The following is a 24,322-nucleotide window of genomic DNA, read 5'->3' as shown; positions in this document are numbered from 1 at the left end:
TCTGATAAGTCATCGTGGTTGGAGGGTTGGATGGCATCTGTGTACCGGCGCGGCAGCGTGTTCTGGGTTCGATTTCGTGCCAATGGACATCATGTCCGCCGGTCTGCCCACACTTCCAAGAAGGCTGAGGCGCAGGCATTTCTCCAACGGTTATTAGCTGAGTACGCCAGGAAGGCCCGAGGTGATCGTCCTCGTCACCTCTACGAGGATGCCGCACAACGCTTTCTCGACGAGGCGTCGATCCGGCCCAAGACCCGCGCCTGCTATGCGACCTCTGATCGGGCGTGCCGCTCAACCTTCGCCGGGCACCACCTCGACGAGATCGACCGGCGCCTAATCGGAGAGTTCGTCTCATGGCGGAAGCGGGGCGGCGTCAGCGACACGACGATTCGTCGTGATCTCGCATTCCTCAGTTCGATGTGTGCCATGGCGACCCGATGGGGATGGCTGGACACGAATCCGGTCACGGCATTCAGCAAGCGAACCCTGAAGGAGGCCCGGCCTCGAACCCGATTCCTCAGCCCGACCGAGTACCAAGCCCTACTGGCGGAAGCGGCCGATCATGTCCGGCCAGCCATCGTCCTCGCGGTCGAAACCGGATTGCGGAAGGAAGAGCTATTCGGACTGACCCTGGCAGCGCTCGACCTCCATCGCCGAGAGATCGTGCTGGACCGGACCAAGAGTGGAGCCCCACGAAGGGTGCCCCTTAGCGATACCGCGATCACGACCATCCAGGCCGTCCTCGCCGACAAGGACCGACCAAGGGGCGCCGCCACTCTGCTCGTCAAGGCTGACGGGAGCCGGTACGGAGACATGAAGAAGGGGTTCGGTGCCGCTTGCCGGCGAGCCAGGATCACTGGGCTCCGGTGGCACGACCTCCGGCACACCTTTGCCTCATGGTTCGTGCAGGCGGGCGGCGATCTCTACCACCTGAGCCGAATCCTCGGCCACTCGACCATCCAGATGACCTCCCGCTACGGCCATCTCCGCACCCAAGACCTGCATGTGGCCATAGGGCGGGCAGCACAGAACCGGCCACAGGGCCATCTAACTGGCGGAGCCGCCTGACCAGCGCCGCCTCAAAACCTACAGAAAACAAAGGAGAAAGTCTGGTGCCGACACCCAGGATTGAACTGGGGACCTACTGATTACGAATCAGTTGCTCTACCGCTGAGCTATGTCGGCGACGCAGACGGGCGCTCAATACAAGCGCCCGCTCGCCACGGCAACACCCTATCAAGCAGATCAGCCGGTCACGGCCTGCAAAGGCCCGCTGATCGCCTTCCCACCGATGGGCGCGGCATCCCGGTCCACCGTCGGCTCCGCCGCCCAGGCGATGCGCCCGGCGGTGTCACAGGCCTCGCAGACCGGCGCCCAGCGCCGGTGCTCCGTGCCGCAATGCCCGCAGCGCCAGCGGGGCTCCGGCCGGGCGCCTGCGGCCTCGCGCAGCCAGCGGGCCTGGGCGGCGCGGGATTCGGCTGTCTCGCCATGCTCCGCCTCCTCCAGCTCCGCCAGCATCAGATAGGCCCGCCGATCTGCCTCGCCCGACTTCACCACCGCCTCCAGCGCGCCCCGCGCCCGGCCGGTGAGCCCGGCCGCCAGCGAGACGCGCGCCAGCAGCAGCCGGCTCTCGGCCGCCGTCGGGTTGCGGCGGATCAGCAGCTCCACCGCCTTCACCCGCGCCAGCGGGTCGGTATCGTCGGCCAGATAGGGCTCGGCTAGGTCCGGGTGCGGCGCGGCCGCCCAGGCCTCCTCCAACACGCCCTTGGCGCGGCGCGGGCTGCCCTCGCCGCGCAGCCGCCTGGCATGGGCGATGGCCGCCGGGGCGAAGGTGGCGTCGGCCTGGAAGGCCTGCCGCTCCAGCTCCGCCGCCTTGGCCCCGTCCGGCTCCTGCCCGGCCGCGGCCAGGGCGAGCGGCGCACGGGGCGCATCCGCCGGCGCCAGGCTCAGCGCCTCGCGCCAATTGCGCGTCTGAAGGGCGAGCTGCGCCCGCTCCTCCCGCAGCCAGGAGGCGCCGGGCTGCACCGCCTCGGCCTCCTTGGCGAGGGCTAGGGCGGCATTCCAGTCGCCCCGCGCCATCGCCTGCCGCAGCAGGCCGCGCAACCCGATGAAGCGTGCATCGTCCCGCTCCGCAAGCTGGCGGAAAACGGCGGCGGCGGCCTCGTCATGGCCCGAGAGGCGCTCCGCCTCGGCCGCCAGCAGCAGGGTCTGCGGCGTATCGCCGAGCAGCTTGCGGGCCTTCCGCACCTCCAGCCGCGCCGCCTCCGCGGTGCCGGCCGAGAGCGCGACCAGCGCCCGCGTCAGCGCTGCGTCGCCGTCATGCCGGTGGCGCCAGGCGCGGCGGTTCCGCGCCCGCCCCGGCCAGCGGCGGATGGCGCCGATCAGGCTGAGGATGCCGTGCAGCACCAGGAAGGCGAGGCAGAGGATCAGCAGGGCGATGGGGAAGCTGGTGCCGATCCAGGCATCCCCCACCTTGATCTCGACGGTGCCGCCGAGCTCCGCGAGCCACATGGCGGCGGCGGTGCCGATGCCGAGGAGCAGCAGCACCCAGATCGCGCGCGCCATCGGCTCAGCCCGCCGCCAGCTGACGGAGCGCCGCGCGCGCCGCGATCAGCGCACGGGCTTGATCGGCCCAGCCCTGCATGGCCTGCCGCGCCTGCGGCGGCAGCTTGTCGATATGCTGCAGGCTCATCTCGATATCCCCGGCCTCCAGCGCGCGCCGGGCGCGCTCGATCTCGGCTTCCGCCGCATCGCCCCAGACCACCTGGTCGCCGCGGCGGACCGTCACCAGCCCGCCGAGGCGGGAGAGGGCGCTGTCCACCACGCCCGCGCGGGTGCCGTCCGGCCCCTGCTGCGCGGCGTCGGAGGCGGCGCGCGCTGCCTTGGCCGCATCCTCGAAGGAGAGGCGCAGCGAGGCCTCGGTCGGCGGCGCCGACTGGGCGAAGCGGGAGAGCGCCTGCGGCGGCTGCTCGATGCGACCGAGCGCCGCGCCGAGCGGCTGCCCGGCCGTCAGCGCGCCGCGCAGCCCGTCGATGGCGGCGAGGCGGGCGGTGCGCCCCTCGATCGCCGCCAGTCGCTGCTGCGCCTGCTCCAGCGCGGCCATGCGCTGGCCGAGCGTCCCCTCCAGCGCCGTGATGCGCTGGTTGAGCGTGCCCTCCAGCGCCGTGATGCGCTGGTTGAGCGTGCCCTCCAGCGCACCCAGCCGGTCCTGCACCGCCTTGTCCTGCGCGGCGAGGCGCCCTTCGGCGGCGCGGGCCTGGTCCTGCAGCCGGCCGTCGAGGCTCCCGGCCTGCTGCTCGACGCGCTCGGTCAGCCGCTCGACGCGGCCGGAGAGCTGCTCCACCGCATCGCGCTGGGCGAAGCCGGCGGGATCGACGGCAGGCCGCGCCTCCAGCGCCTGCACCCGGCGCTCCACCGCGGTGTCGCGCTCATTGGCCTGGCCGGAATTGCGCTCATTCGCCGCCACCTGCTCGCCGAGCGCGGCGAGGCGGGTCTCGATGGGCCGGGTGTCGGTCGCCACCGGCCGCTCTTCGAGGCTTTTGATGCGCGCCTCGAGCGGCTGCACCTGCTGAATGCGCCCGTTCAGCGCGCCGACCTCGCCGCGCAGCCCGTCGAGCGCCGTCAGCCGCTGCTCGATCTGCGCCACGCGGGCCGGATCGACGTTGGCCTCCTGCGAAGAGCGCGGCGTCGTCAGCAGCCACCAGAGGGCCATCACCAGCACCACGCCGCCGATGCCGATGACGATGGCCGCCGGGTCGATTCGCTTGCCGATGAAAGGCTGCGGTCCAGGCTCGTTCAATGGCGAATTCCGTGGTGGGGGAGGGGGAGGTGGCGGCAGCGGTGAGGCCATCGCCGGTTTCGGGGTCGGGGCCGGAGCCGGGGCTTGGACCGCGGCGGGCGCCGGTGCTGGTGCCGCGGCGGGGGCCGGTGCGGGCGCGGCAACGGGCGCCGCGGGCGGCGGCGTGATGCCCGCAGCGGCCGGGATCGACTCCGCCCGCGCCGCCGGGGCAGCGCCCGGCGGGCTGGCGGGCGTGGCGGCTGGGGCTTCGCTCGGCGGCCGGCTGGGCGTGGCGGCGCGCGAGGCCTTCGGCTTCGGGTCGGGGGCTTTGCTCATCGTTTCGCTAACCTGGGTCCGAGCAGTTGCAGAAGCGAGTCCTGGTCGGGCCGGTCGGCGACCTGCACGGCGCGCCACGCCAGGGGGGCGGGTGCTGCTCGCAGCGCCGCCGCGACCCTGGGGCTCAGCGCCAACGCCATGACCGACGCGGCGGTTTCGGCCAGCCCGGCCTCGTGGAACAAGGAGATGGCACAATGGGCCGAACGCGGCGAGAAGAACAGCGCGGCAACGACCCGGCCATCGGCCAGGGCGTTCCTGGCCCGATCGGGCAATGCGGGCGCCGGGGCGGCGGCATAGGCAACCCGGCGTTGCACCCGGAAGCCGCTCTGCCTGAGCGCCAGCGTCACCTCCAGCCCATATCCTTGACCAACCGCCAGCAGCAGCGGCCCGGCCGCCGGGTCCAGCCGTGCAGCCGCCAGTTGCGCCAGTGCGGCGGCATCCCCCGCCGCGGCCTCGACCTTCACGAAGCCGCTATGCCGGGCCTCGGCCGCTGTTGCCTCGCCGACGGCGAGGACCGGCAGGCCCGCCGGCAGCGGGCCGGGGCGCACTGCCCGGGCCGCAGCGCGGCTGGTCAGCAGCAGCGCCTGCACGCCGGCGGGGGCGGCCATGGGACGCGGAGCGAGGCGCAGGGCAGGGGCCAGCACCGGCTCCCAGCCGAGGGCAGCGAGGCGGCGTCCCGTCTCTTCCGCCCCCGGCTCCGGCCGGGTGACGAGCACGGCCTCAGGCAAAGAGATCGGCCGGGCTGTCGGCCCTCAGCTCCGCACCGAGGGCGGCACCGAGCCGCACCGCATCCGCCGCCGCGCCGGTGACGGAGCGCTTCAGCAGGAAGCTGCCATCCGGCCGGGCGACGAGGCCGGTGAGGTGCAGCGCCCCGGTCGGCAGCAGCCGCGCATGGCCGCCGATCGGCGTGCGGCAGGACCCGTCCAGTGCGCCGAGCAGCGCACGCTCCGCCCGGCTGACCGCCGCCGCGGCGCGGTCCTCGATGGCGGAGAGCAACTCCAGCAGCTCGGTATCCGCGCTGCGGCAGGTGATGCCGACAATGCCCTGGCCCGCGGCCGGGACCATCGCCTCGGCATCGAGGACGACGCCCGCCTCGCGCTCGAGGCCCATCCGGCGCAGACCGGCCAGCGCCAGGAAGGAGGCAGTGAAGTCGCCGCCCCGCACCCGCCCGAGCCGGGTCTGGATATTGCCGCGGATGACCGCGCAGCGCAGGTCGGGCCGGGCATGCAGGATCTGCGACTGCCGCCGGACGGAGGCGGTGCCGATCAGGGCGCCTGCCGGCAGGCAGCCATAGGGGTCGGCCGGGTCCGGCGGCGTGCAGCCGGGGCCGAGCACGATGGCGTCCCGCGCATCCTCCCGCGCCAGGGTGCAAGCCAGGCTGATGCCGGCCGGCAGCTCCGTCTCCAGGTCCTTCAGGCTGTGCACGGCGAAATCGACGCGCCGGTCGAGCAGCGCCTCGTGGATCTCCTTGGCGAAGAGGCCCTTGCCGCCGATATCCGCCAGCGGCCGGTCCTGGATGCGGTCGCCGGAGGTGGCGATCACCGCTTCCTCGAAGGCTTCGGCCGCCCGCAGCACCGGGCAGACGCGGGTGATGATCGACAGGAAGTGTCGGGTCTGCCACAGCGCCAGCGGCGAGCCGCGGGTGCCGACGCGTAGCGGCAGGGCGCGGCCATGGCGCGGAACCTTGGCAAGGGTATCGTCGAGCGGCATCGCGGCGTCATAGAACCGCAGCGAACAAGGGGAAAGTGCAGATGGACGCCTCGGCCACGGTGCTGGGCCTCGAATCGAGCTGCGACGAGACGGCGGCGGCGGTGCTGCGGGCGGATGGGACGATCCTCGCCGAGGCGGTGCTGAGCCAGCTGGAGGAGCATGCGGCCTTCGGCGGCGTGGTGCCGGAGATCGCGGCGCGGGCGCATCTGGAGCACCTGCCGGGCCTCGCCGCGCGAGTGATGGCGGAGGCGGGGCTCGGCTTCGGCGACCTTGCCGGCATCGCCGCCACCTCCGGGCCCGGGCTGATCGGCGGGTTGATCGTCGGGGCGAGCCTGGGCAAGGGACTGGCGATCGCCCATGGCCTGCCCTTCGTCGCGGTGAACCACCTGGAGGCGCATGCGCTGACCGCGACCCTGCCGGGGCTGGTCGAGGGCGGGGTGCGCTTCCCCTACCTGCTGCTGCTCCTCTCGGGCGGGCATTGCCAATGCGTCGCCGTGGAAGGGGTCGGGCAGTACCGGCGCCTCGGCACCACCCTCGACGACGCGGTGGGCGAGGCCTTCGACAAATCCGCCAAGCTGCTCGGCCTGCCCTGGCCCGGCGGCCCGGCGCTGGAGCGGCTGGCGGCGGGCGGCGATCCCGGCCGCTTCACCCTGCCGCGGCCGCTGCTCGGGCGGGCGGGCTGCGACTTCTCCTTCAGCGGGCTGAAGACGGCCGTCGCCCATGCGGTGGCGAAGCATCCGCCGGGCGCCTTGCCAGCGCAAGACCGGGCCGACCTCGCCGCCGGCTTCCAGGCAGCGGTGGCGGCGGTGCTGGCCGACCGGGCGCGGCATGCGCTCGATATGCTGCCGGGGGCGACGGCGCTGGTCGTCGCCGGCGGCGTCGCGGCCAATGCGGCGATCCGCGCCTCGCTCGGCCGCGTGGCGGGGGAGCGGGGGCTGGCGCTGGTGGCGCCGCCCATCCGGCTCTGCACCGACAATGCGGTGATGGTCGCCTGGGCCGGGATCGAGCGGCTGCGGCGCGGCCTGGCCGACCCGCTCGGCCACGCGCCGCGGCCGCGCTGGCCGCTGGATCAGCTCACGGCGTAGGCTGCGGGTCGGGACGGACCGGGGCGGGGTCGGCACCCGCCAGGACGCGGGCGGCGGGCAGGGCGATTCGGCATTCCAGCCCATCCGGCTTCCAGTCGAGCGCCAGCGTCCCGCCGAGCTGACCGCGCAGCACCGCCTCCAGCATTCGCGTGCCGAAGCCGCGCCCGGCCGGCGCTCGCACCGGCGGGCCGCCGCGCTCGCTCCAGTCGAGGCGGAGCTGACCATCCTCCAGCCGCCAGGCGAGGTTGATCCGCCCCGCCGGCACCGAGGCGGCACCATGCTTCACCGCATTGGTCGCCAGTTCGTGCAGCACCATCGCCAGCGGCTGCACCGCGCCGGCGCCGATGGCGAGCGACGGCCCCTCCAGCCGCACCGCGTCCGGTGGGCAGCCGGCAAGCTCGCGCTCGGCGAGGAGGCGGAGATCGGCGCCGACCCAGCCCTTCTCCGCCAGCAGCGTATGGGCGCGGGCGAGGGCGGCGACCCGGGCCTCCACGGTCGCCATGTAGGATTCAGGCCGGTCGCGCCGGGTGAGGCGAAGGACGGATTGCACCACGGCCAGCACGTTCTTGGCGCGATGGTCGACCTCACGCATCAGCAGGAGGCGACGCTGCTCCGCCTCGCGCCGCTCGCTGACATCGCGCGAGATGCCGGAGAGGCGCAGCGCCCGCCCGGTCGTCGGGTCCCGCTCCGTCACCGCGCCCTGGGAGGAGACCCAGGCCCAGCCCTCGGCCGGCGGGCGGCGGGCGACGCGGAATTCGGCGGTGAATTCGGCGGCCTCACCGGCGATGGCGGCCTGCAGCCGGGCCAGTGCCACCGGCCGGTCCTCGGGATGCACGGCTGCCGCCCAGTCGGCCAGGGTGAAGCTTGGCAGCACGGGTGCGTCCACCACCTCGTCGAGGCGGCTGATGCGGCGGCCGCGATCGGCGTTCACATCGTATTCCCAGCTCACCAGCCGGGCGGCATCGAGGGCGAGGCGGAGCTTCTCCTGCCGTTCGGCAAGGTCGAGGGCGGCTTGGCGACGCTCATGCACATCCTCGATGAGGCCGACCCATTCCTCCCCGGTCGGCACGGCGCGGGCGCGGACCCAGTGCCAGGCGCCGGCCCGTATCCAGATGCGGTACTCGATATCGACCGGCTCCCGGGCGGCGCGGGCGGCAGCCCAGGCGGCGATGGTCGGGGCGCGGTCGGCGGGGTGCAGCATCTCCAGCCAGCCGGTGCCGCGCAGCGCCTCCAGGCTCTGGCCGGTGAGTTCCGTCCAGCCCTCGGCCTCGATGATGGCGCCCTCGGCATCGCCGCGCCACAGCACCAGGGCGCCGGCGCGGGCCAGGGCACGGAAGCGGCGCTCGCCATCCGCCTCGCCGGCGCGGGCGCGGTCGCGCTCGGCCGTACGGCGGGCGAGGCGGATGGCGATGACGAGGGCGAGGGCGAAGAGCAGGAAGACGGGCAGGGCGATCCGGGCGCGGCTCGCAGCATCCGCCTGCCACAGGGCGAGCGCCGCCAGGACAAGCGCCGCCGGAGCCAGCAGCAGAGGCGGCAACGCGCGCAGGCCGATGAAGCGGAGTGTCACCAATGCCGTTTGACGCGCCAGGGTTGAGGGAAGCGGTGGGCACAATGCTGCATCGCGTGTGCTGCGGAACCCGTCAGGCCATGATCGGGCGGTCAACAGATCGGGAGCGGGGCGGCAACCCGGTGCGGCGGGCAGGCGTTGGCCCGGCGACAATCCGGGGAGCGACAGGCATGGCGGACGGGATCAGGCAGGCGGCGGCGGAGGTGGCGGCGACGCCCTTCGTCATTCCAGGGGCACGCGGCGAGTTCCGCATCCAGGTGCTGAACGAGGATGCCGAGCGGGGCGTGGTGACGAGCATCGTCCACATCCCGCCGGGCGGCTTCATCCCGGCGCATTCGCATACCAAGGGCTCGGAGATGCATTACGTGCTCAGCGGCGAGCTGATCGATGGCGGGCAGCGGCTGGGGCCGGGCGGGTTCCTCACCCATCCGGCCGGACAGGTGCACGGGCCGCATGAGAGCGAGAGCGGGGCGCAGGTGCTGACCGTGCAGCAGTGGCAGTCGCATGATGGGGAGTTCGACTTCCAGCCGGCCTGACCGCCTTGGCTTGACCGTGGGCGGCGGCGGCGCCCAGACTTTCTGCGGAACCTCCGCGGAAGGAATGCGCCGCCATGCTGCCCTTGCAGGGGATCACCGTGGTCGAGCTCGGGCAGAACCTGGCCGGCCCTTATGCCAGCGAGATCCTCGGCCTGCTCGGCGCTCAGGTGGTGAAGATCGAGCGGCCGGAGGGCGATGACGCGCGCGGCTGGGGGCCGCCCTTCCATGCCGGCACGGCGACGACCTTCCACGCGATCAACCGCAACAAGCGCAGCATCGCGCTCGACCTGAAGGACAGGGCGGCGGTCGAATGGCTGCGCGGCTTCCTGAAAGGCGCCGACATCTTCGTCCAGAACATGCGGCCGGGCTCGCTGGAGGCGATGGGCCTCGGGGCGGAAGCGGTGCGGGCGCTGAACCCGCGGCTGATCTACTGCTCGCTGCACGCCTTCGGTGCCGCCGGGCCGCTGGCGCTGAAGCCGGGCTACGAGCCGATTGTGCAGGCCTTCGCCGGCATGTTCAGCGTGAATGGCAGCATGGAGGCACCGCCGGCGCGGGTCGGAATGCAGGTGCTGGACCTCGGCACCGGGGTCTGGGCGGCGCTCGGCTGCCTTGCCGCCCTGCAGCGGCGGCACCTGACGGGGGAAGGGGCGACGGTCGACACCTCGCTCTTCGAGACCGGGCTCGGTTGGATGGGCCAGCATTTTGCGGGCTATTTCGAGACGGGGCGGCAGCCGCCGCGGCACCGCAGCGGCAACCCGAAGCTGATCGTCTTCCAGGCCTTCGACACGGCCGACGGCGAGATCGTGGTGGCGGCGGCGAACGACCGGCTCTTCGCCAAATTCGCCGCCGTGCTCGGCCGCCCGGAATGGGGCGCCGACCCGCGCTTCCGAACCAACAAGGACCGCATCGCGCACCGCGAGATCCTGCTGCCGCTGCTGGAGGCGGCCATGCTAACGCGGGGCAGCGAGGACTGGGCGGCGGCGTTGGAGGCGGCGGGCGTGCCGTGCTCGCCGATCCATGACCTGGCGGCGGTCGCGGCGCATCCGCAGACCGAGGCGCTGGGGATGGTTGTCGCCGCGCCGGATGCGCCGAAGGGCATCGGCCTGCCGGTCTCCTTCGACCGGGCGAGGCCGCCGGTGGAGCGCGGCGCCCCGGCGCTCGGCGAGGCGAATGCCGAGTTCGGCGCGCCGGTGCCGAAGGCGCGATAGCGCCTCAGGTGACCGGCAGCCGAGCCTTCAACTCATCGACCAGCACGCGCTTGTTCTCGGAATAGTCGATCGGCACCGCGACGAGATGCACGCCGCCGGCCTTGAAGGCGGCCTCCAACGTCGGGATCAGCGCCTCGGTCGCCTCGACGCGATGGCCCTGCGCGCCATAGGCCTCGGCGTATTTCACGAAGTCCGGGTTGCCGAAGGTCATGCCGAAATCGGCGAAGTCGTCGACCGACTGCTTCCAGCGGATCATGCCGTAGGCGTTGTCCACGAGGACCAGCACGACGAGGTTCAGCCTGAAGCGGACCGCCGTCTCCATCTCCTGGCTGTTCATCATGAAGCCGCCATCGCCGCAGACGGCGAGCACCCGCCGCTCCGGGTGGAGCATGGAGGCCATCATCGCCGAGGGCAGGCCGGCGCCCATGGTGGCGAGGGCGTTGTCGAGCAGCAGCGTGTTCGCCACCTGGGTGCGGTAGTTGCGCGCGAACCAGATCTTGTACATGCCGTTGTCGAGCGCGACGATGCCGTTCGGCGGGATCACCTGGCGGATGTCATGCACCAGCCGCTGCGGCGTCGGCGGGAAGCGAGCCTCCTCCGCGCGGTCGGCGATGCGGGCGAGGATGCCCTCGCGCAACGCGAGCAGGGCGCCGGCCCGGTGCAAGCGGCCCTCGACGCGGTCGGCGAGCAGTTCGAGGCTCGGGCCGACATCGCCGATGACCTCGGCATGCGGGAAGTAGACCTGCTCGACATTGGCCGCGGTGTAGCTGAGGTGGATCACCTTCGGCCCGCCCGGCCCCATGATGAAGGGCGGCTTCTCGATCGTGTCATTGCCGATGGCCAGGATGAGGTCGGCCCGCTCGATCGCTTCATGCACGTAGTCGCGCTCCGAGAGCGCCGCCGTGCCCATGTAGAGGTTGGTGCCGCCGGCGACCGTCCCCTTGCCCATCTGCGTGGTGAAGAAGGGGATGCCGGTGCGGCGGACGAAGCCCTGCAGCCCGGCGGTGGCGCGCGGCCGGCTGGCGGCGGCGCCGAGCATGATCAGCGGGCGCTCGGCGGCGAGCAGCATCTCCGCCGCGCGGTCGAGGGCGGCGCGATGCGCCACCGGAATCTCGATCGGATGCGGCGGCACCATCGGCGGCGGATTCGCCACCCGCTCGGCCGCGATGTCCTCCGGCAGTTCCAAGTGGACCGGGCCCGGCCGCTCCTCCTGCGCGACGCGGAAGGCGTCCCGCACCAGGGTCGGGATGGTGGCCGGGCTGACGATCTGCCGGCTGAGCTTGGTCAGCGGCTTCATCGTGGCGATGGTGTCGACGATCTGGAACTTCGCCTGACGGCTGCTCATGATCCCCTTCTGGCCGGTGATCATGACCATCGGCATGGCGCCGAGCTGCGCATAGGCCGCGCCGGTGACGAGATTCAGCGCGCCCGGCCCGAGGGTCGAGAGGCAGACGCCCGGCTTGCCGGTGAGGCGGCCATAGGTCGCGGCCATGAAGGCAGCGGACTGCTCGTGCCGGGTCAGCACGAGCTGGATGGAGGAGGTGCGGAGCGCCTCCACGACGTCGAGATTCTCCTCGCCGGGCACGCCGAAGATGCGGTCGACGCCCTCGTTCTCGAGGGCGGCGACCAGCAGGTCCGATCCCTTGGTCATGCGCCGTTCTCCCGCAGGCGGCGGATGACGACCTCGGCGAATTCCATGGTGGAGGCGCTGCCGCCGAGGTCGCGGGTGCGGATGCCATCCGTGGTCAGCGTGGCGTCCGCCGCCGCGCGCAGGCGCGTGGCCAGGTCGCCGCGGCCGACATGCTCCAGCATCAGCGCCGCGGCGAGCAGCATCGCCAGCGGGTTGGCGATGCCCTTGCCGGCGATATCGGGCGCCGAGCCGTGCACCGCCTCGAAGATCGCGGCATTGGCGCCGATATTGGCGCCCGGCGCGGTGCCGAGCCCGCCGATCAGCCCGGCCGCCAGGTCGGAGAGGATGTCGCCGAAGAGGTTGGTGGTGACGATGACATCGAAGCGCCAGGGATCGAGCACCAGTTGCATGGCGCAGGCATCGACGATGCGGTCATCCCACTCGACCTGGCCCGCATAGCGGGCCGCCACCTCCTTCGCCGTCTCCAGAAAGATGCCGGTCAGCGCCTTCAGCACATTCGCCTTGTGGACCACCGTCACCTTCTTGCGGCCGTTCCTCACTGCGTAGTCGAAGGCGTATTCCAGGATGCGGCGCGAGCCGGCGCGGGTGTTGACGCCGGAGGAGATGGCGACGGCATGCGCGTCGCCGTCGATCGGGATGTAGTGCTCGAAGGCGACATAGAGTCCTTCGATGTTCTCCCGCACGATGACGAGGTCGATATCCTCGTAGCGGCCGCCGGGCAGCATGGTCTTCGCCGGGCGGACATTGGCGTAGAGGCCGAATTCCTCGCGCAGCCGGACATTGACGGAGCGGAAGCCGCCGCCGACCGGCGTGGTCAGCGGCCCCTTCAATGCCAGCTTGGTGCGGCGGATGGAATCGAGCGTGACGCCGGGCAGCGGGTCGCCATGCGCCTCGATGCCGGCGAGGCCGCCCTGCTGCACGTCCCAGGCGAAGGGCGAGCCCAGCGCCTCCAGCACCGCGACCACGGCCCGGGTGATCTCCGGGCCGATGCCGTCGCCCGGGATCAGGGTCGCCGGGATGCTGCCGCTCGTCTCTTGTGCACCCATGGGGGGCTCCGCTCTGCCTCGTGTGGCCGCAGCTCAATTACGGGCCGCGGCATGGACCGGCTCCATACCACTTTCGTGGATGACGGTCGCGGCTTGCCGGCTCCCGGTGGAGAGAACGGTGATCCTGCTGCACCCCCTCCGGCACCACCGTCCGGAAACCCCGGCTTCGCCCTGCTCGTTGGCGCCGGCACAGCGTCGGAGTCCGCCATGCCCATCGCAGCCGCCAGCGCCGCCCTCACCCGCCATCTCCGCGCCAGCCTGGAGCGCGACGGCGAATTGCACGGGATGGAGGTGGAGGCGATGACCCTCTCCCAGGCACGAACCAATCCGGGCCATGGCATCGCCCTGATTCTCTGGCGCGTCCAGCCGGAGGAAAGTGCTGGCAACACCCCGCCGTTGCGGACCGCTTCCAGGGCCGATCCGCCGGAAGGCGTGGGGATGCGGCTGCGCTACCTGCTGACGGTGCGCGGCCACGACAGCGCGGCGGAACAGGCGATGCTAGGCCATTGCATGCAAGCCCTGGAGCGGAACCCGGTGATCCAGTCCGCCGGCGAACCCGGTGATGTCGAGGCCGAGGCGCTGGTCGTCACGCTCGAGCATCTGCCGGATGAGACCTACCTCCAGCTTCTCGAGGCCTGCGGCGACCCGCCGCCGCTGCTGCTGCCCTACATGGTCCACAGTATGCGGCTGCGGCCCGGCATGGGTTGAGGGTGGAAGGAACCCCAACGCGGGGCGGCTCGTTCCCTTGGTCATATTGCATTGCAACATGACAGCCACAGGATTCCCGATGCCCGAGCCTCGCACCATCGTCATCACCGGCGCCTCCAGCGGCATTGGCCGCGCCACCGCCCTCGCTTTCGCCCGGCGCGGCGACCGGGTGGTGCTTGCCGCCCGCCGCGCCGCCATGCTGGAGGAGGCAGCGTGGGAGTGCATCGCCGCGGGTGGCGAGGCGCTGGCCGTGCCCACCGACGTGACCGAGGAGGCGCAGGTTGAGGAGCTTGGCCGCCGGGCCCTTGCCCGCTTCGGCCGCATCGACGTCTGGTTCAACAATGCCGGCGTCGCCGCCTTCGGCCGGTTGGAATCCATCCCGATGGAGGCCTGGCGGCGGCTGATCGAGATCAACCTCTTCGGCTATGTCCACGGCGCCAAGGTCGCCATGCGGCAGTTCCGCACGCAGGGCCGTGGCATGCTGGTGCAGAACGCCTCGATCGTCGGCCGCACGGCGAAGCCGGACGGCACCGCCTATGCCGCCAGCAAATTCGCCATCCGCGGCCTGTCCGAGGCGCTGCGTCAGGAAGTGCTGGACCAGCCCGGCATCCAGATCTGCACCCTGCTGCCTTCGGTGGTCGACACGCCCTTCTTCCAGCATGCCGCCAATTACAGCGGCCGCCGCGTGCAGGCGGCGCCGCCCGTCTATGCCGCCGAGGAGGTGGCGGACGCCGTGTTGCGCCTGGTCGAACGACCGGAGGCGGAGGTGATCATCGGCGGCTTCGGCCAGATCGCCGCGGCGCAGGAGCGGCTGGCGCCGACCCTTGCCACCTGGTTCACGGGGCGAAGCCTGCATCGCGGCTTCCTCGCCGACGAGCCGAGCGGCGACAGCCCGGGCATCCTCTTCGCTCCATCCGAGGACGGCATGGCCGTCGATGGCGGCTGGCGGAAGCGGGCCGGCGCCGGCGGGGCGCCGCTCGCCACCGCGACCAGCCTCGCCGCGCTGCCGCTCGCCTGGGCGGCGCTGCCGATGCATATGGCCGATCTCGGCCTGACCGCCGGTGCGCGGCTGCTGGAGGCGATGGCGCCTTCGGCCAAGCCTGGCCCGGTTTCGAGGTAAGCCGTCATGGACATGCATCATCCGAACCCGTCAGCCGAAGCCGCCCCGGTCCCTGCCGACCCGCGTCGCGCCCTTGTCCTCTCGGGCGGCATCGCCCTCGGCGCCTTCGAGGCCGGGGCCTATGCCGCCTATGAAGCAGCGGAAGGCGGGGCGCCACCCTGGCTGCTCGGCGCCTCGGCCGGGGCGCTGAACGCGGCGATCATCGCCGGCAACGCACCGGGGCAGCGCGTCGCCGCGCTGCGCCGCTTCTGGGAGCGGGCGGCGACCGAGCCGATGCCGCTCACCGGCGCGTTCTTCGGCCCGCCGCCGGAGGCCGGGCTCTGGCGCCGTGGGTACAACCAGCTGAGCGCGATGCAGACCTTGCTCCTGGGCAATCCGGCGCTGTTCCGGCCGCGGCTGATGCCGGAACTCGGACCGGCTCCCTCACTCTACGAGCTCGACCCGTTGATGCGGATGCTGCCGGAATTCATCGATTTCGAGCGACTGAACGGCGGCGACACGCGCCTCACCATCACCGCGACGGATGTGGAAACCGGCGAGCGCGTGGTCTTCGACACCGCCGAAGGCGCGCGGATCGGGCCGGAGCACATCACGGCCTCCTCCGCCCTGCTGCCGCTCTTCACCCCGGTCGAGGTCGAGGGGCGGCTGCTGGCCGACGGGGGCATCTCCACCAATGCGCCGGTCGACATCGTGCTCGATGCGCCTGGGGCAGGGCCGCTGCAATGCCTGGTGGTGGAGCTCTTCGCCCGCTCGGGGCGCCGGCCGGCCTCGCTCAGCGCGGCGGTGGCGCGGGCGGGCGACCTCGCCTTCGGCAACCAGACGCGGCAGGCGCTCAATGCCCGCATCCGCGAGTACCGCATGCGCGCGCTGGTTGGCCGCCTCGCCGCCGAGCTGCCGCCGGAGCGGGAGCGGGAGGCGGAGCTGGCCGCCTTGCTCGCCCATGCCGAGGCGGCAGTGGTCTTGCTGAACTACCACGCCGCGGAGGATGAGGCGGGTGCGGGCAAGGTCTTTGACTTCTCCCGCGCCACCCTTGCCGACCGCTGGGCGGCGGGTGAGCGCGGCATGGAGGAGGCGCTGAACCGCCTGGCGCGGCCGGAAGCGGCGCAGGTACTGGCGCCCGGCCTGCTGCTGCATGAGGTGGAGGCGCGCTCCGCGCCCGGCTGACCGGTGGGTCAGCGGCAGCCGAGAATGCCGGCGCGTGGGAGTTGCCGTTCCTGCACGCGCCGGGCTGCGGTGTAGCATTCGCAGCAGGTGGCTTCGAGCCCGCCGCGGTCGGCGATGGTGACCCGCCCGCTGCCGTAGCGGATCAGCCCGGCCCGTTGCAGGCCGCCGGCGGCGATGGTCACGCCGGCCCGGCGTACGCCGAGCATCATCGACAGGAATTCGTGAGTGACGAAGATGGTGTCGTCCTCGCTGCGGTCATGCGCCATCAGCAGCCAGCGGGCGAGCCGCTGTTCGATCGTGTGCTGACCGTTGCAAACTGCAATCCAGGCGAGCTGGCCATGCTGCGCCAGAGCGAAGCGCATCATGAGGCTGCGCAGCACCGGGGCCGCCTGCAGCGCGTCGTGGACATCGGTGACGGCGAGGTGCCAGGCGGTGCCGGAGGCCTGCACCATCGTCTCGAAATCGGCGGTCTCCTCGCCAAGCGCGACCTGCCAGTTGGTCATGCCCTCGGCGCCGGTGAGGCCGACCTCAGCGCTCTCGCCCTCATCGAGAGGAACGAGAACGGAGACCCAGCCGCTTTCGATGAAATGCACATGCTCGATACGCCGCTCGGGCACCGCCAGAATCTGGCGAGGCTCCAGCTCCACCAGCTTCAACCTGGGCTTCAGCCGGGCGAATTCATCCTCCGGCAGGGCGGCGAGCAACCGGTTCCGAATTCCCGCTTCGCAGGTGTCGCTGGACAGCACGATGGCGCTCCTGGTCGGCGGCGGTTCCGGTCGCCCGAAGGGCAGCAACGCACCAGCCGCTGGAGGGATGCGGCTGGCGGGTTCAGGCATCCCAGTCCGGTGCGATGCCGGGATTCACCATGCGCCGGTCCTTGGGCAGCGCGGCAAGCGCCGCCCGGTCCTCGGCATCGAGGCGGAGCGACACCGCCTCCATGTTCTCCCGCTGCCGCTCCGGCGAGGCCGCCTTGGGGATGGCCGCCACCCCCTCCATCCCGAGCAGCCAGGCCAGCGCCACCTGCCCGGCGGTCGCGCCGTGCTTGCGGGCGATGCGGGCGATCGCCTCGTCCTTCAACACCTCGCCCTTGGCGACCGGGGTGTAGCTGGTGAGCACCATCCCCTGCTCGCGGCAATAGGCGAGCAGGCGGGACTGGTCGAGATAGACATGGTGCTCGACCTGAAGGCAGGCGAGCGGGGCGATGCCCAACTCCACCGCGCGGCGCAGCAGGCCGAGGGGGAAATTCGCCACGCCCACCGCGCGCGCCAAGCCTTCCTCCCGCATCCGGGCGAGGGAGGCGAGCGCATCCGGCAGGTCGAGCTGCGGGCTCGGCCAATGGATCAGCAGCAGGTCGACATAGGGCTGGCGCAGGCGTTCCAGGCTGGCTTCCGCGGCGCGGCGGATCTCGGCACCCTTTGGCTTGTCGTTCCAGACCTTGGTGGTGAGGTAGATCTGCTCGCGCGGCAGGCCGGAGCCGGCGATGCCGGCACCAACGGCCTCCTCGTTGCCGTACATCTCGGCGGTGTCGACATGGCGGTAGCCGAGGCCGAGGGCGGACTCCACCGCCGCCTGGCATTCCGCCCCACGCATCGGCCAGGTGCCGAAGCCGAGCGCCGGCATGCGGGTCAGCGCCGTCTCAAGCAGCGGGATGGTCATGGGCGAGGTCCTTCTCGAAGGGCAGGGGCCGGGTTTCCGGCATGGTGAGCCAGAACAACGCCGCGCCGAGGCCGGCGGTCGCCGCCAGCGCCAGGAAGGCGGCGTCGTAGCCGTAGCGGACGACGACGAGCCCGGAGAGTGCCCCACTCACCACCCCGCCGAGGCCGTGCACGGTGCCGACCGCGCCCTGCGCCGCGGCGAAATGCCCGGTGCCGCGCGTCAGGTCGGCGATGACGACGGGGAAGAGCGCGCCGATCAGCCCGGCGCCGACGCCATCGAGCAGCTGCACGCCGATCAGCCAGGCCGGATGGTCCGAGGCGGTATAGAGCAGGCCGCGCAGCGCCAGCGCGAGGAAGGCGGCGAGCAGCAGCGGCCGCCGCCCCCAGGTCTCGGCCCGCGCTCCGGCCAGGGCGGCGGTCGGCACCATCACCGATTGCGCAGCGATGGCGCAGATGGCGGTGAGCGCCACGCCCCAGCCGATATTCTGCAGGGCGAGCTTCTGGGCGACCAGGGCCAGCATGGAGCCGTTCGCCATGTGAAAGAGCGCGCCGGTGAGGGCGAAGGCGAGCAGCGGCCGGCTGCGCGCCAGCACCTGCCAGCCCTGGCGCGGCGCAACGCCTGCTTCCCCCGGCAGCAGGCCCCGCGCCACCGCATGGTCGATGGAACGGGCCGGGATGGCGAGCGCCGCCGCGGCGCTGGCAAGGCCGGTCCCCGCCATCACCCAGAACAGCACCGGCGTGCCGAAGAGGGGCGCCATCGCCAGGATCAGCAGGTTCACTCCGCCGTTGCCGGCATGGAACAGCGCCTCGTTCCGGCAGGCCCGGCGGGCGAAGGCGGCGGGCCCGACCATGCCGAGGGAGATGGCGGCCAGCGTTGGGGCGATGGAGGTGCCGGCCAGCCCGCCGACGACGCCGGCCAGGACGACGGGCCAGAATTGCGGTGCCAACGGGATGACGAGGCAACTCGTCATCACCACCAGCACGGCGCCGGCGAGCAGGGCGCGCTTCGCCCGGATGGCATCGACTAGGAGGCCGATCGGCGTCTGCGCCAGCAGCCCGGCCAGCCCGCCGATGGAGAGCGCGAGGCCGATCTCGCCCGCATCCCAATGGTGCTCGGTCAGCAGGTAGACGCCGAGATAGGCCCCGAGCCCGTAGCGGACGTCGGAGAGCAGGATGTTGAGGAGGTCGAGTGCCCGGGTGGGGCTCAACCGGTCTGCCGCAATTCGGGATGCACGCGGTCCTCCAGCGCCCACCAGCCAGGCGTCTCCAGCAAGGGATGGTCGATGCGGCCATGCCGGCCGAGGGCGGCGATGCCTTCGGCCAGCAGCGTCGGGCGGGGGCGACCCGGGGCGCGGATGTCGAAGGCGCCCGGCTCGTAATCCCCGCCACGACGGGTGAGCAGGCTGGACCAGTCGACGGCACCGAACAAGGCCCAGGGCGTCACTGCCTCGAAGGGAGCGCCCTCGGCGCGCAACGTTTCCACCGCCGACCAGCATCCGGCGAGCCAACGGAGCTGCTCATCCTCCGTGCAGCCGATATGCGCCTCGGTAACGGCGAGCGGCAGGCCCGGGTAGCGCTGCCAGGCGTCGCGCAGCCGCGGCAGCCAGCCGGTGCTGGCGAGCGGCACCGGCACCCGCACCGCCTCGGTATCGGCATAGGCGTGGCGGCCGTTCCCGCCATGGGTCGCAGGCGGATAGAGGCCGGGCCGGTGGTCGAGGAAGCGCTCGCTGGTCACGTAGTAGTTCAGGCCGAGCAGCATGGGGCCGGGGATGCCGGCCGCGAGATCCTCCAGCAGCGCCTCCGGCACGCCGGCGGCGAGCATCCGGCCATGCCAGGGATGTTCGCGCCCGACCCGGCCGCAAAGCAGGTCGAGGCTGAGCCAGCGCCGGCTGTTTTCATAGCGCGCCTGGTAGGCCAGGGGCGGGGTCGAGAAGGTGTGGCCGATATCCTCGGTCTGCACGAGCCGCGCGCCGGGGACGGCATCGCGGATCGCCTGCATCGCCAGCAGCACGCCATGGCATTCATGGGCGAGGATGCGGAGGAAGCTCGCCTCGCCGGTGCCGAAGGGCGACCAGTGGCCGTAGAGGCCGGAGAAGCGCGCCGTGGTCAGCGGCTCGTTCACCGGCGTCCAGTCGGTGACCCAAGGGTAGCGGCGCGCGACCTGACCGGCGAATTCCGCAAGCAGCGTGGGGAAGCGCGGATCGTCGAGCCCAGTCCGGGCCGGCCCGCTGCCATGGTGGACAAGGCCGAGGATGGGCGCGATGCCGAGGCGGCGCAGCTCCGCCAGGCGCTCGTCATGCCAGGCCCAGTCGCACTCCAGCGGGCTGTCCGGCGCCACCCGCTCCCAGGAGACGGTGTAGCGCAGCCTGCGGATGCCGAGCGCGGCAACCGCCTCGAGATCGGCGATACGGTCATGGTGCCCGGTTTCCCGGTACTGATCACGCCAGCCACAAGCGGAGCGAAGGACGCTGCATTCGAGGCCACCCCAGAGCGCCGGCCTCACGCGAGGCGCCCCTGTCCAATCCCATCTGCTGCCATGCCTAGCCGCTCCACTCTAGTTTCCTTTAAGCGCGATTCGGCAAGATAGAGTTCCTAAGGCAGGACGGGGCGTTTTCGTGTGCTGCGCCGTTAACGCGGGCCACGCCGCCGCGTTACGGCCCGATCCATGACGCGGACGGCACCATGAGCGATTCCCTGCATCCCACCGAAGCCGCGCCGATGCGGAGCGCGGTGATCCTGCCCCTCGCCGATGCCGCCGTGGAGGCCCGCAGCGCCGAGGCGCGACTGGCCGAAGCGGAGGAGCTGGCGCGCTCTATAGGATTGGATGTGCGGTTCTGTACCGCGCTGCCCCTCCGCAACCCGCGGCCAGCGACGCTGCTCGGCTCCGGCCAGGTGGCGAGCCTCGGCGAGCGGGTCCGCGCCGAGCATATCGGCCTCGCCGTGGTGGATGCGGCGCTAAGCCCGGTGCAGCAGCGCAACCTCGAGCAGGAATGGGGCTGCAAGGTCATCGACCGAACCGGCCTCATCCTCGACATCTTCGGCGAGCGGGCGCGGACGCGGGAGGGATCGCTCCAGGTGGAGCTGGCGCATCTGCAGTACCAGCGCAGCCGGCTGGTGCGGTCCTGGACCCATCTCGGCCGGCAGCGCGGCGGCTTCGGCTTCCTCGGCGGCCCGGGCGAGACGCAGATCGAGGCGGACCGCCGCATGATCGGCGAGCGTCTTGCCCGGCTGCGGCACGAGCTGGAGGAGGTGCGCCGCACCCGCGGCCTGCACCGCGAGGCGCGGCGGCGCGTGCCCTTCCCCGTGGTCGCACTGGTCGGCTACACCAATGCAGGCAAGTCGACGCTGTTCAACGCGCTGACGGGCGCCGGCGTGCTGGCGGAGAACCAGCTCTTTGCCACGCTCGACCCGACGCTGCGGGGCGCGCAACTGCCCTCCGGGCGGCGGGTGATCCTTTCTGACACGGTCGGCTTCATCTCCGAGCTGCCGACGCAGCTGGTCGCGGCCTTCCGCGCTACGCTCGAGGAGGTGGCGGAGGCGGACCTCATCCTCCATGTGCGTGATGCCGCCCATCCCGACAGCCAAGCGCAGCGCGAGGATGTCATCGGCGTGCTCGATGGCATGGTGCGGGACGGCACGCTGCGCGAGGACTGGCAGCGCCGCAGCATCGAGGTGCTGAACAAGGCCGACCTGCTCGGCGGCACGGCCCAGGTGCCGACCCGGCCGGGCAACATCGCCATCTCGGCGCGGACGGGGGAGGGCTTGCCGGACCTCTTCGGCGCGATCGACGCGCGGCTCTCCGAGGGGATGGTGACGGTCGGCTACGACATACCCGCCTCGGACGGGGCGCAGCTCGCTTGGCTCTACGGCCATGGCGAGGTGATCGGGCGGCAGGACAGCGATGATGCCATTCACGTGACCGTGCGCCTTGCCCCCGACGACCGCGCCCGCTTCGAGCGGCAGCAGCAGACGGGGGCGGAGCGCTAGCGCCCAATATCCTTCTTGCGGCGGAGCCTTCCGGGTGTAGCCTTCCCTTCAAACACCGGAGGAGAAGGTCCATGGACGGCATCGTCGCGGGCGCCTCGCGCCCCGAGATCAAGCTCATCGTGGCGAAGAAGGACGAACAGCCTTTCGTGAAGGGGCGCCGCAAATTCTTCCGCTACCGCGACCTTGGCGTGCAGGCGGCGACGGGAGGCAAGCTCCGCGCCCAGGTGATGGAGGCCATCACCGGCATGACCGAGCCGACCGGCTGGCACACCCATGAATGCGAGGCGCAGTTCATCTACATCCTGAAGGGCTGGGTGGAGCTGGAATTCGAGGACGGCACCCGCACCCGCTCCGGCGTGGGCGACGCCATCCTCATTCCCGGCGGAATGAAGCATAACGAGATCGCCACCTCCGATGATGTGGAGATCCTCGAACTCTCCATCCCCGGCGACATGGCGACCCGGGCCTGCGACCCGCCTCAGAGGGAGTGAACCCAAGGATTGACCGTCGCAAGGCGGAAGGAGAATCCTCGCCGCCAGGGACAAGGGAGGAAGGCATCATGGCCGATCTCGACCGCGAGAGCGTCACCCGAGAGGCGATCGCCCAGATGGCGGCGACGCCCGATCCCAGGCTGCGGGAGATCATGGCGGCGGCGACCCGCCACCTGCATGCCTTCGCGCAGGAGGTGAACCTCAAGCCGGACGAATGGCTGGCCGGCATCGCCTTCCTCACTGCGGTCGGCCAGGCCTGCACGCCCTACCGGCAGGAATACATCCTGCTCTCCGACGTGCTCGGCCTCTCGCGCCTCGTCAACCTCATGCATGACGCCGAGGGACGTGAGGCGGCGGGGACGGAGACCAGCCTGCTCGGTCCCTTCTTCCGCGAGCAGGCGCCGGAATTCGCGCTCGGCGAGAGCATCGCCGTGCACGACACGGGGGGGACAGAGATCGTCATCTTCGGCCAGGTGACGGATAGCGAGGGCCGGCCGCTGCCGGGCGCGGAGATCGACATCTGGCAGACCAATGCCGCGGGGCTCTACGACCTGCAGGCGGGTGACGCCACGGTGATGGACATGCGCGGCCGCTTCCGCGCCGATGCCGAGGGGCGCTTCCATATGCGCACGGTGAAGCCGATCGGCTACAGCATCCCGATGGACGGGCCGGTCGGCAAGTTCGTCCATCAGCAGAAGCGCCACGGGATGCGGCCGGCGCATATCCACATCCTCGTCGCCGCGCCAGGGCACCGGGAGCTGGTGACGGCGCTCTATTTTGGCGACGACCCCAATATCGACAGCGACACCGTCTTCGGCGTCTCCCGCTCGCTGGTGGTGCGGGAGGCGATGGGCCTGCCCGGCGCGCCGCGGGCGGACCTGCCGGCCGTGCAATACGATTTCCGCCTCTCGCGCCTCGGCGCCGGGGATGGCGGCGGGAGGGTAGGCTCTGATCCATCAAAGCTGATGCCAGCGGCAGGATAGCCGCGGCAGGGGTTTCGGGGAGGGACAACAACAATGACCAGGATGACGAGGCGGACGCTCGGCCGGCTTGCGGCCGGGGCGACCGTGCTGGCGGCGGCGCCGGGCCTCTCCTTCGCCCAGGGCTCCAACCCGCTCCGCATCGGCTATTCCATGTCGCTCTCGGGCGGGCTGGCGCCGAACGGACGATCTTCCCTCCTCGCGCACAAGATCTGGCAGGAGGATGTGAATGCTCGTGGCGGCATCCTCGGCCGCCCCGTCGAGCTGGTCTACTACGACGACCAGAGCAGCCCGGCGAATGTTCCCGGCCTCTACACGAAGCTGCTCGATGTCGATCGGGTCGACATGGTCACGTCATCCTATGCGACGGTGATGATCGCGCCCTCCATGCCGGTCATCATGCAGCGCAACATGTGCTACGTCACCTTGCTCGGGGCCGGAGTGAACGAAGCGTTCAAATACGACCGCTACTTCAACATGAATGTCACGGGCGACGACATCCGCGCCAACTATGCCAAGGGCTTCCTCGACGTCGCGGCCAAGCTGCCGACCCCGCCGCGGACCATCGCCATCCTCGCCGTGGACAATGAGTTCGCCCAGAAAGCGGCCGAGAGCGCGCGCTACCTGTCGAAGCAGCGTGGGCTGCGCATCGTCTATGACCGCTCCTACCCGCCGACGACGGTCGATTTCACGCCGACCCTGCGCTCCATCCAGTCGGCGCGGCCGGACCTGATCTTCATCGGCTCCTACCCTCCGGATTCCAACGGCATCCTGCGCGCGGCCAGCGAGTTGCGGATCACCGCGCAGATGTTCGGCGGCGGCATGATCGGGCCGCAGATCGCGGCGGTGCAGGCGCAGCTCGGCCCCATCCTGAACAATCTGGTGACCTGGGACATCTATTCGCCGGAGCCGACGATGGACTTCCCCGGCATCCGCGCCTTCCAGGAGAAGTACCGGGCGCGCGCCGTGCAGGAGCAGGTGGATGTGCTCGGCAATTACCTGCAACCCTATGCCTATGCGCAGATGCAGGTGGTGGAGCAGGCGCTGAACCGCGTCGGCAAGCTGGACCAGGCGGCGCTGGCCAAGGACATGCACGCCAGCACCTTCAACACCGTCGTCGGCGACATCCGCTTCGGCGCCCACGGCGAATGGGCGGAGCCGCGCAACCTGCTGGTGCAATTCCAGGGCATCCGCGACGGCGACCTCGAAAAGTACAAGAGGCCCGGCGCCAAGGTGATCCTCTTCCCGGAGAACCTGAAATCCGGCGAGCCGCGGATCCCCTACGGCGCCCCGGCCTGAC

23 protein-coding genes and 1 tRNA gene are annotated in these 24,322 nt (G+C 71.5%); 12 read left to right on the top strand and 12 right to left on the bottom strand.

Annotated features, from left to right (window positions below; all coding sequences use genetic code 11):
* Nucleotides 1-30: 30 nt before the first annotated feature.
* Complete coding sequence (locus EP26_RS10585) at nucleotides 31-1,068, top strand: tyrosine-type recombinase/integrase (RefSeq protein WP_043338375.1); 1,038 nt, start codon at nucleotides 31-33, stop codon at nucleotides 1,066-1,068.
* Between the two features lie 42 nt (nucleotides 1,069-1,110).
* Here the strand turns inward: EP26_RS10585 and EP26_RS10580 are convergent.
* The 3 genes from EP26_RS10580 to EP26_RS10570 all read right to left on the bottom strand — a co-directional run bounded on the left by EP26_RS10580 (nucleotide 1,111) and on the right by EP26_RS10570 (nucleotide 3,799).
* Nucleotides 1,111-1,185 (bottom strand) — tRNA-Thr (locus tag EP26_RS10580).
* Nucleotides 1,186-1,245: 60 nt separating this feature from the next.
* Nucleotides 1,246-2,565 (bottom strand): heme biosynthesis HemY N-terminal domain-containing protein, encoded by a 1,320-nt coding sequence (locus EP26_RS10575; protein ID WP_084112450.1) that lies wholly within the window; start codon nucleotides 2,563-2,565, stop codon nucleotides 1,246-1,248.
* Between the two features lie 4 nt (nucleotides 2,566-2,569).
* On the bottom strand, nucleotides 2,570-3,799 hold the full coding sequence (locus tag EP26_RS10570) for a COG4223 family protein (protein ID WP_043338373.1): 1,230 nt from the start codon (nucleotides 3,797-3,799) through the stop codon (nucleotides 2,570-2,572).
* On the opposite strand from EP26_RS10570, the gene EP26_RS34745 reads away from it, so the two are divergent.
* A complete protein-coding gene (locus EP26_RS34745) occupies nucleotides 3,799-3,966 on the top strand; it encodes a hypothetical protein (protein ID WP_157033483.1) in 168 nt (55 codons plus the stop codon). The genes EP26_RS10570 and EP26_RS34745 overlap by 1 nt on opposite strands.
* Before the next feature lie 144 nt (nucleotides 3,967-4,110).
* On the opposite strand, the gene EP26_RS10565 is transcribed toward EP26_RS34745, so the two are convergent.
* The gene (locus tag EP26_RS10565) at nucleotides 4,111-4,842 is read right to left on the bottom strand and encodes a uroporphyrinogen-III synthase (protein ID WP_052389030.1); all 732 of its coding nucleotides are present in this window, start codon (nucleotides 4,840-4,842) and stop codon (nucleotides 4,111-4,113) included.
* Nucleotides 4,835-5,824 (bottom strand): hydroxymethylbilane synthase, encoded by a 990-nt coding sequence (hemC, locus tag EP26_RS10560; protein ID WP_043338369.1) that lies wholly within the window; start codon nucleotides 5,822-5,824, stop codon nucleotides 4,835-4,837. Before hemC ends, EP26_RS10565 begins: the two co-directional genes overlap by 8 nt.
* Nucleotides 5,825-5,865: 41 nt before the next feature.
* Between hemC and tsaD the strand changes: the two genes are divergently transcribed.
* Nucleotides 5,866-6,909 carry a tRNA (adenosine(37)-N6)-threonylcarbamoyltransferase complex transferase subunit TsaD gene (gene tsaD / locus EP26_RS10555; protein WP_043338368.1) on the top strand — a complete coding sequence of 348 codons (1,044 nt, stop codon included), beginning with the start codon at nucleotides 5,866-5,868 and terminating at the stop codon, nucleotides 6,907-6,909.
* Here tsaD and EP26_RS31835 read toward each other — a convergent pair.
* Nucleotides 6,899-8,476: a PAS domain-containing protein gene (locus EP26_RS31835; protein ID WP_157033482.1), complete on the bottom strand. Its 1,578-nt coding sequence runs from the start codon at nucleotides 8,474-8,476 to the stop codon at nucleotides 6,899-6,901. The two genes, tsaD and EP26_RS31835, sit on opposite strands and share 11 nt — an antisense overlap.
* Before the next feature lie 170 nt (nucleotides 8,477-8,646).
* Between EP26_RS31835 and EP26_RS10545 the strand changes: the two genes are divergently transcribed.
* Nucleotides 8,647-9,012, top strand: a complete 366-nt coding sequence (locus EP26_RS10545) for a cupin domain-containing protein (protein WP_043338367.1) — start codon at nucleotides 8,647-8,649, stop codon at nucleotides 9,010-9,012.
* Between the two features lie 74 nt (nucleotides 9,013-9,086).
* Nucleotides 9,087-10,220 carry a CaiB/BaiF CoA transferase family protein gene (locus tag EP26_RS10540; RefSeq protein WP_043338365.1) on the top strand — a complete coding sequence of 378 codons (1,134 nt, stop codon included), beginning with the start codon at nucleotides 9,087-9,089 and terminating at the stop codon, nucleotides 10,218-10,220.
* Nucleotides 10,221-10,224: 4 nt separating this feature from the next.
* Here EP26_RS10540 and EP26_RS10535 read toward each other — a convergent pair whose 3' ends face one another.
* Both EP26_RS10535 and EP26_RS10530 read right to left on the bottom strand, forming a co-directional pair.
* Nucleotides 10,225-11,871, bottom strand: a complete 1,647-nt coding sequence (locus EP26_RS10535) for an acetolactate synthase large subunit (protein WP_043338363.1) — start codon at nucleotides 11,869-11,871, stop codon at nucleotides 10,225-10,227.
* Nucleotides 11,868-12,917 carry an isocitrate/isopropylmalate dehydrogenase family protein gene (locus EP26_RS10530; protein ID WP_043338362.1) on the bottom strand — a complete coding sequence of 350 codons (1,050 nt, stop codon included), beginning with the start codon at nucleotides 12,915-12,917 and terminating at the stop codon, nucleotides 11,868-11,870. Before EP26_RS10530 ends, EP26_RS10535 begins: the two co-directional genes overlap by 4 nt.
* Before the next feature lie 207 nt (nucleotides 12,918-13,124).
* On the opposite strand from EP26_RS10530, the gene EP26_RS10525 reads away from it, so the two are divergent.
* From EP26_RS10525 to EP26_RS10515, 3 genes are all read left to right on the top strand, one after another.
* Nucleotides 13,125-13,625, top strand: coding sequence for a Pvc16 family protein (locus tag EP26_RS10525; RefSeq protein WP_043338360.1), 501 nt, complete (start codon nucleotides 13,125-13,127; stop codon nucleotides 13,623-13,625).
* Between the two features lie 79 nt (nucleotides 13,626-13,704).
* The gene (locus EP26_RS10520; protein ID WP_052389028.1) at nucleotides 13,705-14,745 is read left to right on the top strand and encodes an SDR family oxidoreductase; all 1,041 of its coding nucleotides are present in this window, start codon (nucleotides 13,705-13,707) and stop codon (nucleotides 14,743-14,745) included.
* A 6-nt stretch (nucleotides 14,746-14,751) separates the two neighbouring features.
* Nucleotides 14,752-15,909 carry a patatin-like phospholipase family protein gene (locus EP26_RS10515; RefSeq protein WP_052389027.1) on the top strand — a complete coding sequence of 386 codons (1,158 nt, stop codon included), beginning with the start codon at nucleotides 14,752-14,754 and terminating at the stop codon, nucleotides 15,907-15,909.
* 8 nt (nucleotides 15,910-15,917) lie between these two features.
* Here EP26_RS10515 and EP26_RS10510 read toward each other — a convergent pair whose 3' ends face one another.
* The 4 genes from EP26_RS10510 to EP26_RS37375 all read right to left on the bottom strand — a co-directional run bounded on the left by EP26_RS10510 (nucleotide 15,918) and on the right by EP26_RS37375 (nucleotide 20,067).
* Nucleotides 15,918-16,655, bottom strand: coding sequence for a Crp/Fnr family transcriptional regulator (locus tag EP26_RS10510; protein ID WP_245624362.1), 738 nt, complete (start codon nucleotides 16,653-16,655; stop codon nucleotides 15,918-15,920).
* Nucleotides 16,656-16,737: 82 nt separating this feature from the next.
* Nucleotides 16,738-17,565, bottom strand: a complete 828-nt coding sequence (locus tag EP26_RS10505) for an aldo/keto reductase (protein ID WP_043338358.1) — start codon at nucleotides 17,563-17,565, stop codon at nucleotides 16,738-16,740.
* The gene (locus EP26_RS10500; protein ID WP_245624361.1) at nucleotides 17,546-18,772 is read right to left on the bottom strand and encodes an MFS transporter; all 1,227 of its coding nucleotides are present in this window, start codon (nucleotides 18,770-18,772) and stop codon (nucleotides 17,546-17,548) included. Before EP26_RS10500 ends, EP26_RS10505 begins: the two co-directional genes overlap by 20 nt.
* Entirely contained in the window at nucleotides 18,769-20,067 is a 1,299-nt protein-coding gene (locus tag EP26_RS37375) for a family 1 glycosylhydrolase (RefSeq protein WP_043338357.1), read from the bottom strand. The genes EP26_RS10500 and EP26_RS37375 overlap by 4 nt, the downstream gene beginning before the upstream one ends.
* A gap of 179 nt (nucleotides 20,068-20,246) precedes the next feature.
* Between EP26_RS37375 and hflX the strand changes: the two genes are divergently transcribed.
* The 4 genes from hflX (at nucleotide 20,247) to EP26_RS10475 (ending at nucleotide 24,321) form a co-directional block, all read left to right on the top strand.
* Nucleotides 20,247-21,551, top strand: coding sequence for a GTPase HflX (gene hflX / locus EP26_RS10490; RefSeq protein ID WP_052389026.1), 1,305 nt, complete (start codon nucleotides 20,247-20,249; stop codon nucleotides 21,549-21,551).
* A gap of 71 nt (nucleotides 21,552-21,622) precedes the next feature.
* Nucleotides 21,623-22,042 carry a cupin domain-containing protein gene (locus EP26_RS10485; RefSeq protein ID WP_052389025.1) on the top strand — a complete coding sequence of 140 codons (420 nt, stop codon included), beginning with the start codon at nucleotides 21,623-21,625 and terminating at the stop codon, nucleotides 22,040-22,042.
* Nucleotides 22,043-22,110: 68 nt separating this feature from the next.
* On the top strand, nucleotides 22,111-23,025 hold the full coding sequence (locus tag EP26_RS10480; RefSeq protein WP_043338356.1) for a dioxygenase family protein: 915 nt from the start codon (nucleotides 22,111-22,113) through the stop codon (nucleotides 23,023-23,025).
* A 33-nt stretch (nucleotides 23,026-23,058) separates the two neighbouring features.
* Nucleotides 23,059-24,321 carry an amino acid ABC transporter substrate-binding protein gene (locus EP26_RS10475; protein ID WP_043338355.1) on the top strand — a complete coding sequence of 421 codons (1,263 nt, stop codon included), beginning with the start codon at nucleotides 23,059-23,061 and terminating at the stop codon, nucleotides 24,319-24,321.
* Nucleotide 24,322: the final 1 nt, after the last annotated feature.

The sequence above is a fragment of the Belnapia moabensis DSM 16746 genome (assembly GCF_000745835.1).
Classification (GTDB): domain Bacteria; phylum Pseudomonadota; class Alphaproteobacteria; order Acetobacterales; family Acetobacteraceae; genus Belnapia; species Belnapia moabensis.
Note: the sequence above shows the minus strand (reverse complement) of the source record. Positions and strands in the feature narration are given on the sequence as shown.

Excerpts from the sequence above, each read along its gene's own strand:
- EP26_RS10585 (WP_043338375.1), top strand. The coding sequence starts at position 31 with ATGGCATCTGTGTACCGGCGCGGCAGCGTGTTCTGGGTTCGATTTCGT.
- EP26_RS10575 (WP_084112450.1), bottom strand. The coding sequence starts at position 2,565 with ATGGCGCGCGCGATCTGGGTGCTGCTGCTCCTCGGCATCGGCACCGCC.
- EP26_RS34745 (WP_157033483.1), top strand. The coding sequence starts at position 3,799 with ATGGCGAATTCCGTGGTGGGGGAGGGGGAGGTGGCGGCAGCGGTGAGG.
- hemC (WP_043338369.1), bottom strand. The coding sequence starts at position 5,824 with ATGCCGCTCGACGATACCCTTGCCAAGGTTCCGCGCCATGGCCGCGCC.
- tsaD (WP_043338368.1), top strand. The coding sequence starts at position 5,866 with ATGGACGCCTCGGCCACGGTGCTGGGCCTCGAATCGAGCTGCGACGAG.
- EP26_RS10545 (WP_043338367.1), top strand. The coding sequence starts at position 8,647 with ATGGCGGACGGGATCAGGCAGGCGGCGGCGGAGGTGGCGGCGACGCCC.
- EP26_RS10540 (WP_043338365.1), top strand. The coding sequence starts at position 9,087 with ATGCTGCCCTTGCAGGGGATCACCGTGGTCGAGCTCGGGCAGAACCTG.
- EP26_RS10535 (WP_043338363.1), bottom strand. The coding sequence starts at position 11,871 with ATGACCAAGGGATCGGACCTGCTGGTCGCCGCCCTCGAGAACGAGGGC.
- EP26_RS10530 (WP_043338362.1), bottom strand. The coding sequence starts at position 12,917 with ATGGGTGCACAAGAGACGAGCGGCAGCATCCCGGCGACCCTGATCCCG.
- EP26_RS10525 (WP_043338360.1), top strand. The coding sequence starts at position 13,125 with ATGCCCATCGCAGCCGCCAGCGCCGCCCTCACCCGCCATCTCCGCGCC.
- EP26_RS10520 (WP_052389028.1), top strand. The coding sequence starts at position 13,705 with ATGCCCGAGCCTCGCACCATCGTCATCACCGGCGCCTCCAGCGGCATT.
- EP26_RS10515 (WP_052389027.1), top strand. The coding sequence starts at position 14,752 with ATGGACATGCATCATCCGAACCCGTCAGCCGAAGCCGCCCCGGTCCCT.
- EP26_RS10505 (WP_043338358.1), bottom strand. The coding sequence starts at position 17,565 with ATGACCATCCCGCTGCTTGAGACGGCGCTGACCCGCATGCCGGCGCTC.
- hflX (WP_052389026.1), top strand. The coding sequence starts at position 20,247 with ATGAGCGATTCCCTGCATCCCACCGAAGCCGCGCCGATGCGGAGCGCG.
- EP26_RS10485 (WP_052389025.1), top strand. The coding sequence starts at position 21,623 with ATGGACGGCATCGTCGCGGGCGCCTCGCGCCCCGAGATCAAGCTCATC.
- EP26_RS10480 (WP_043338356.1), top strand. The coding sequence starts at position 22,111 with ATGGCCGATCTCGACCGCGAGAGCGTCACCCGAGAGGCGATCGCCCAG.
- EP26_RS10475 (WP_043338355.1), top strand. The coding sequence starts at position 23,059 with ATGACCAGGATGACGAGGCGGACGCTCGGCCGGCTTGCGGCCGGGGCG.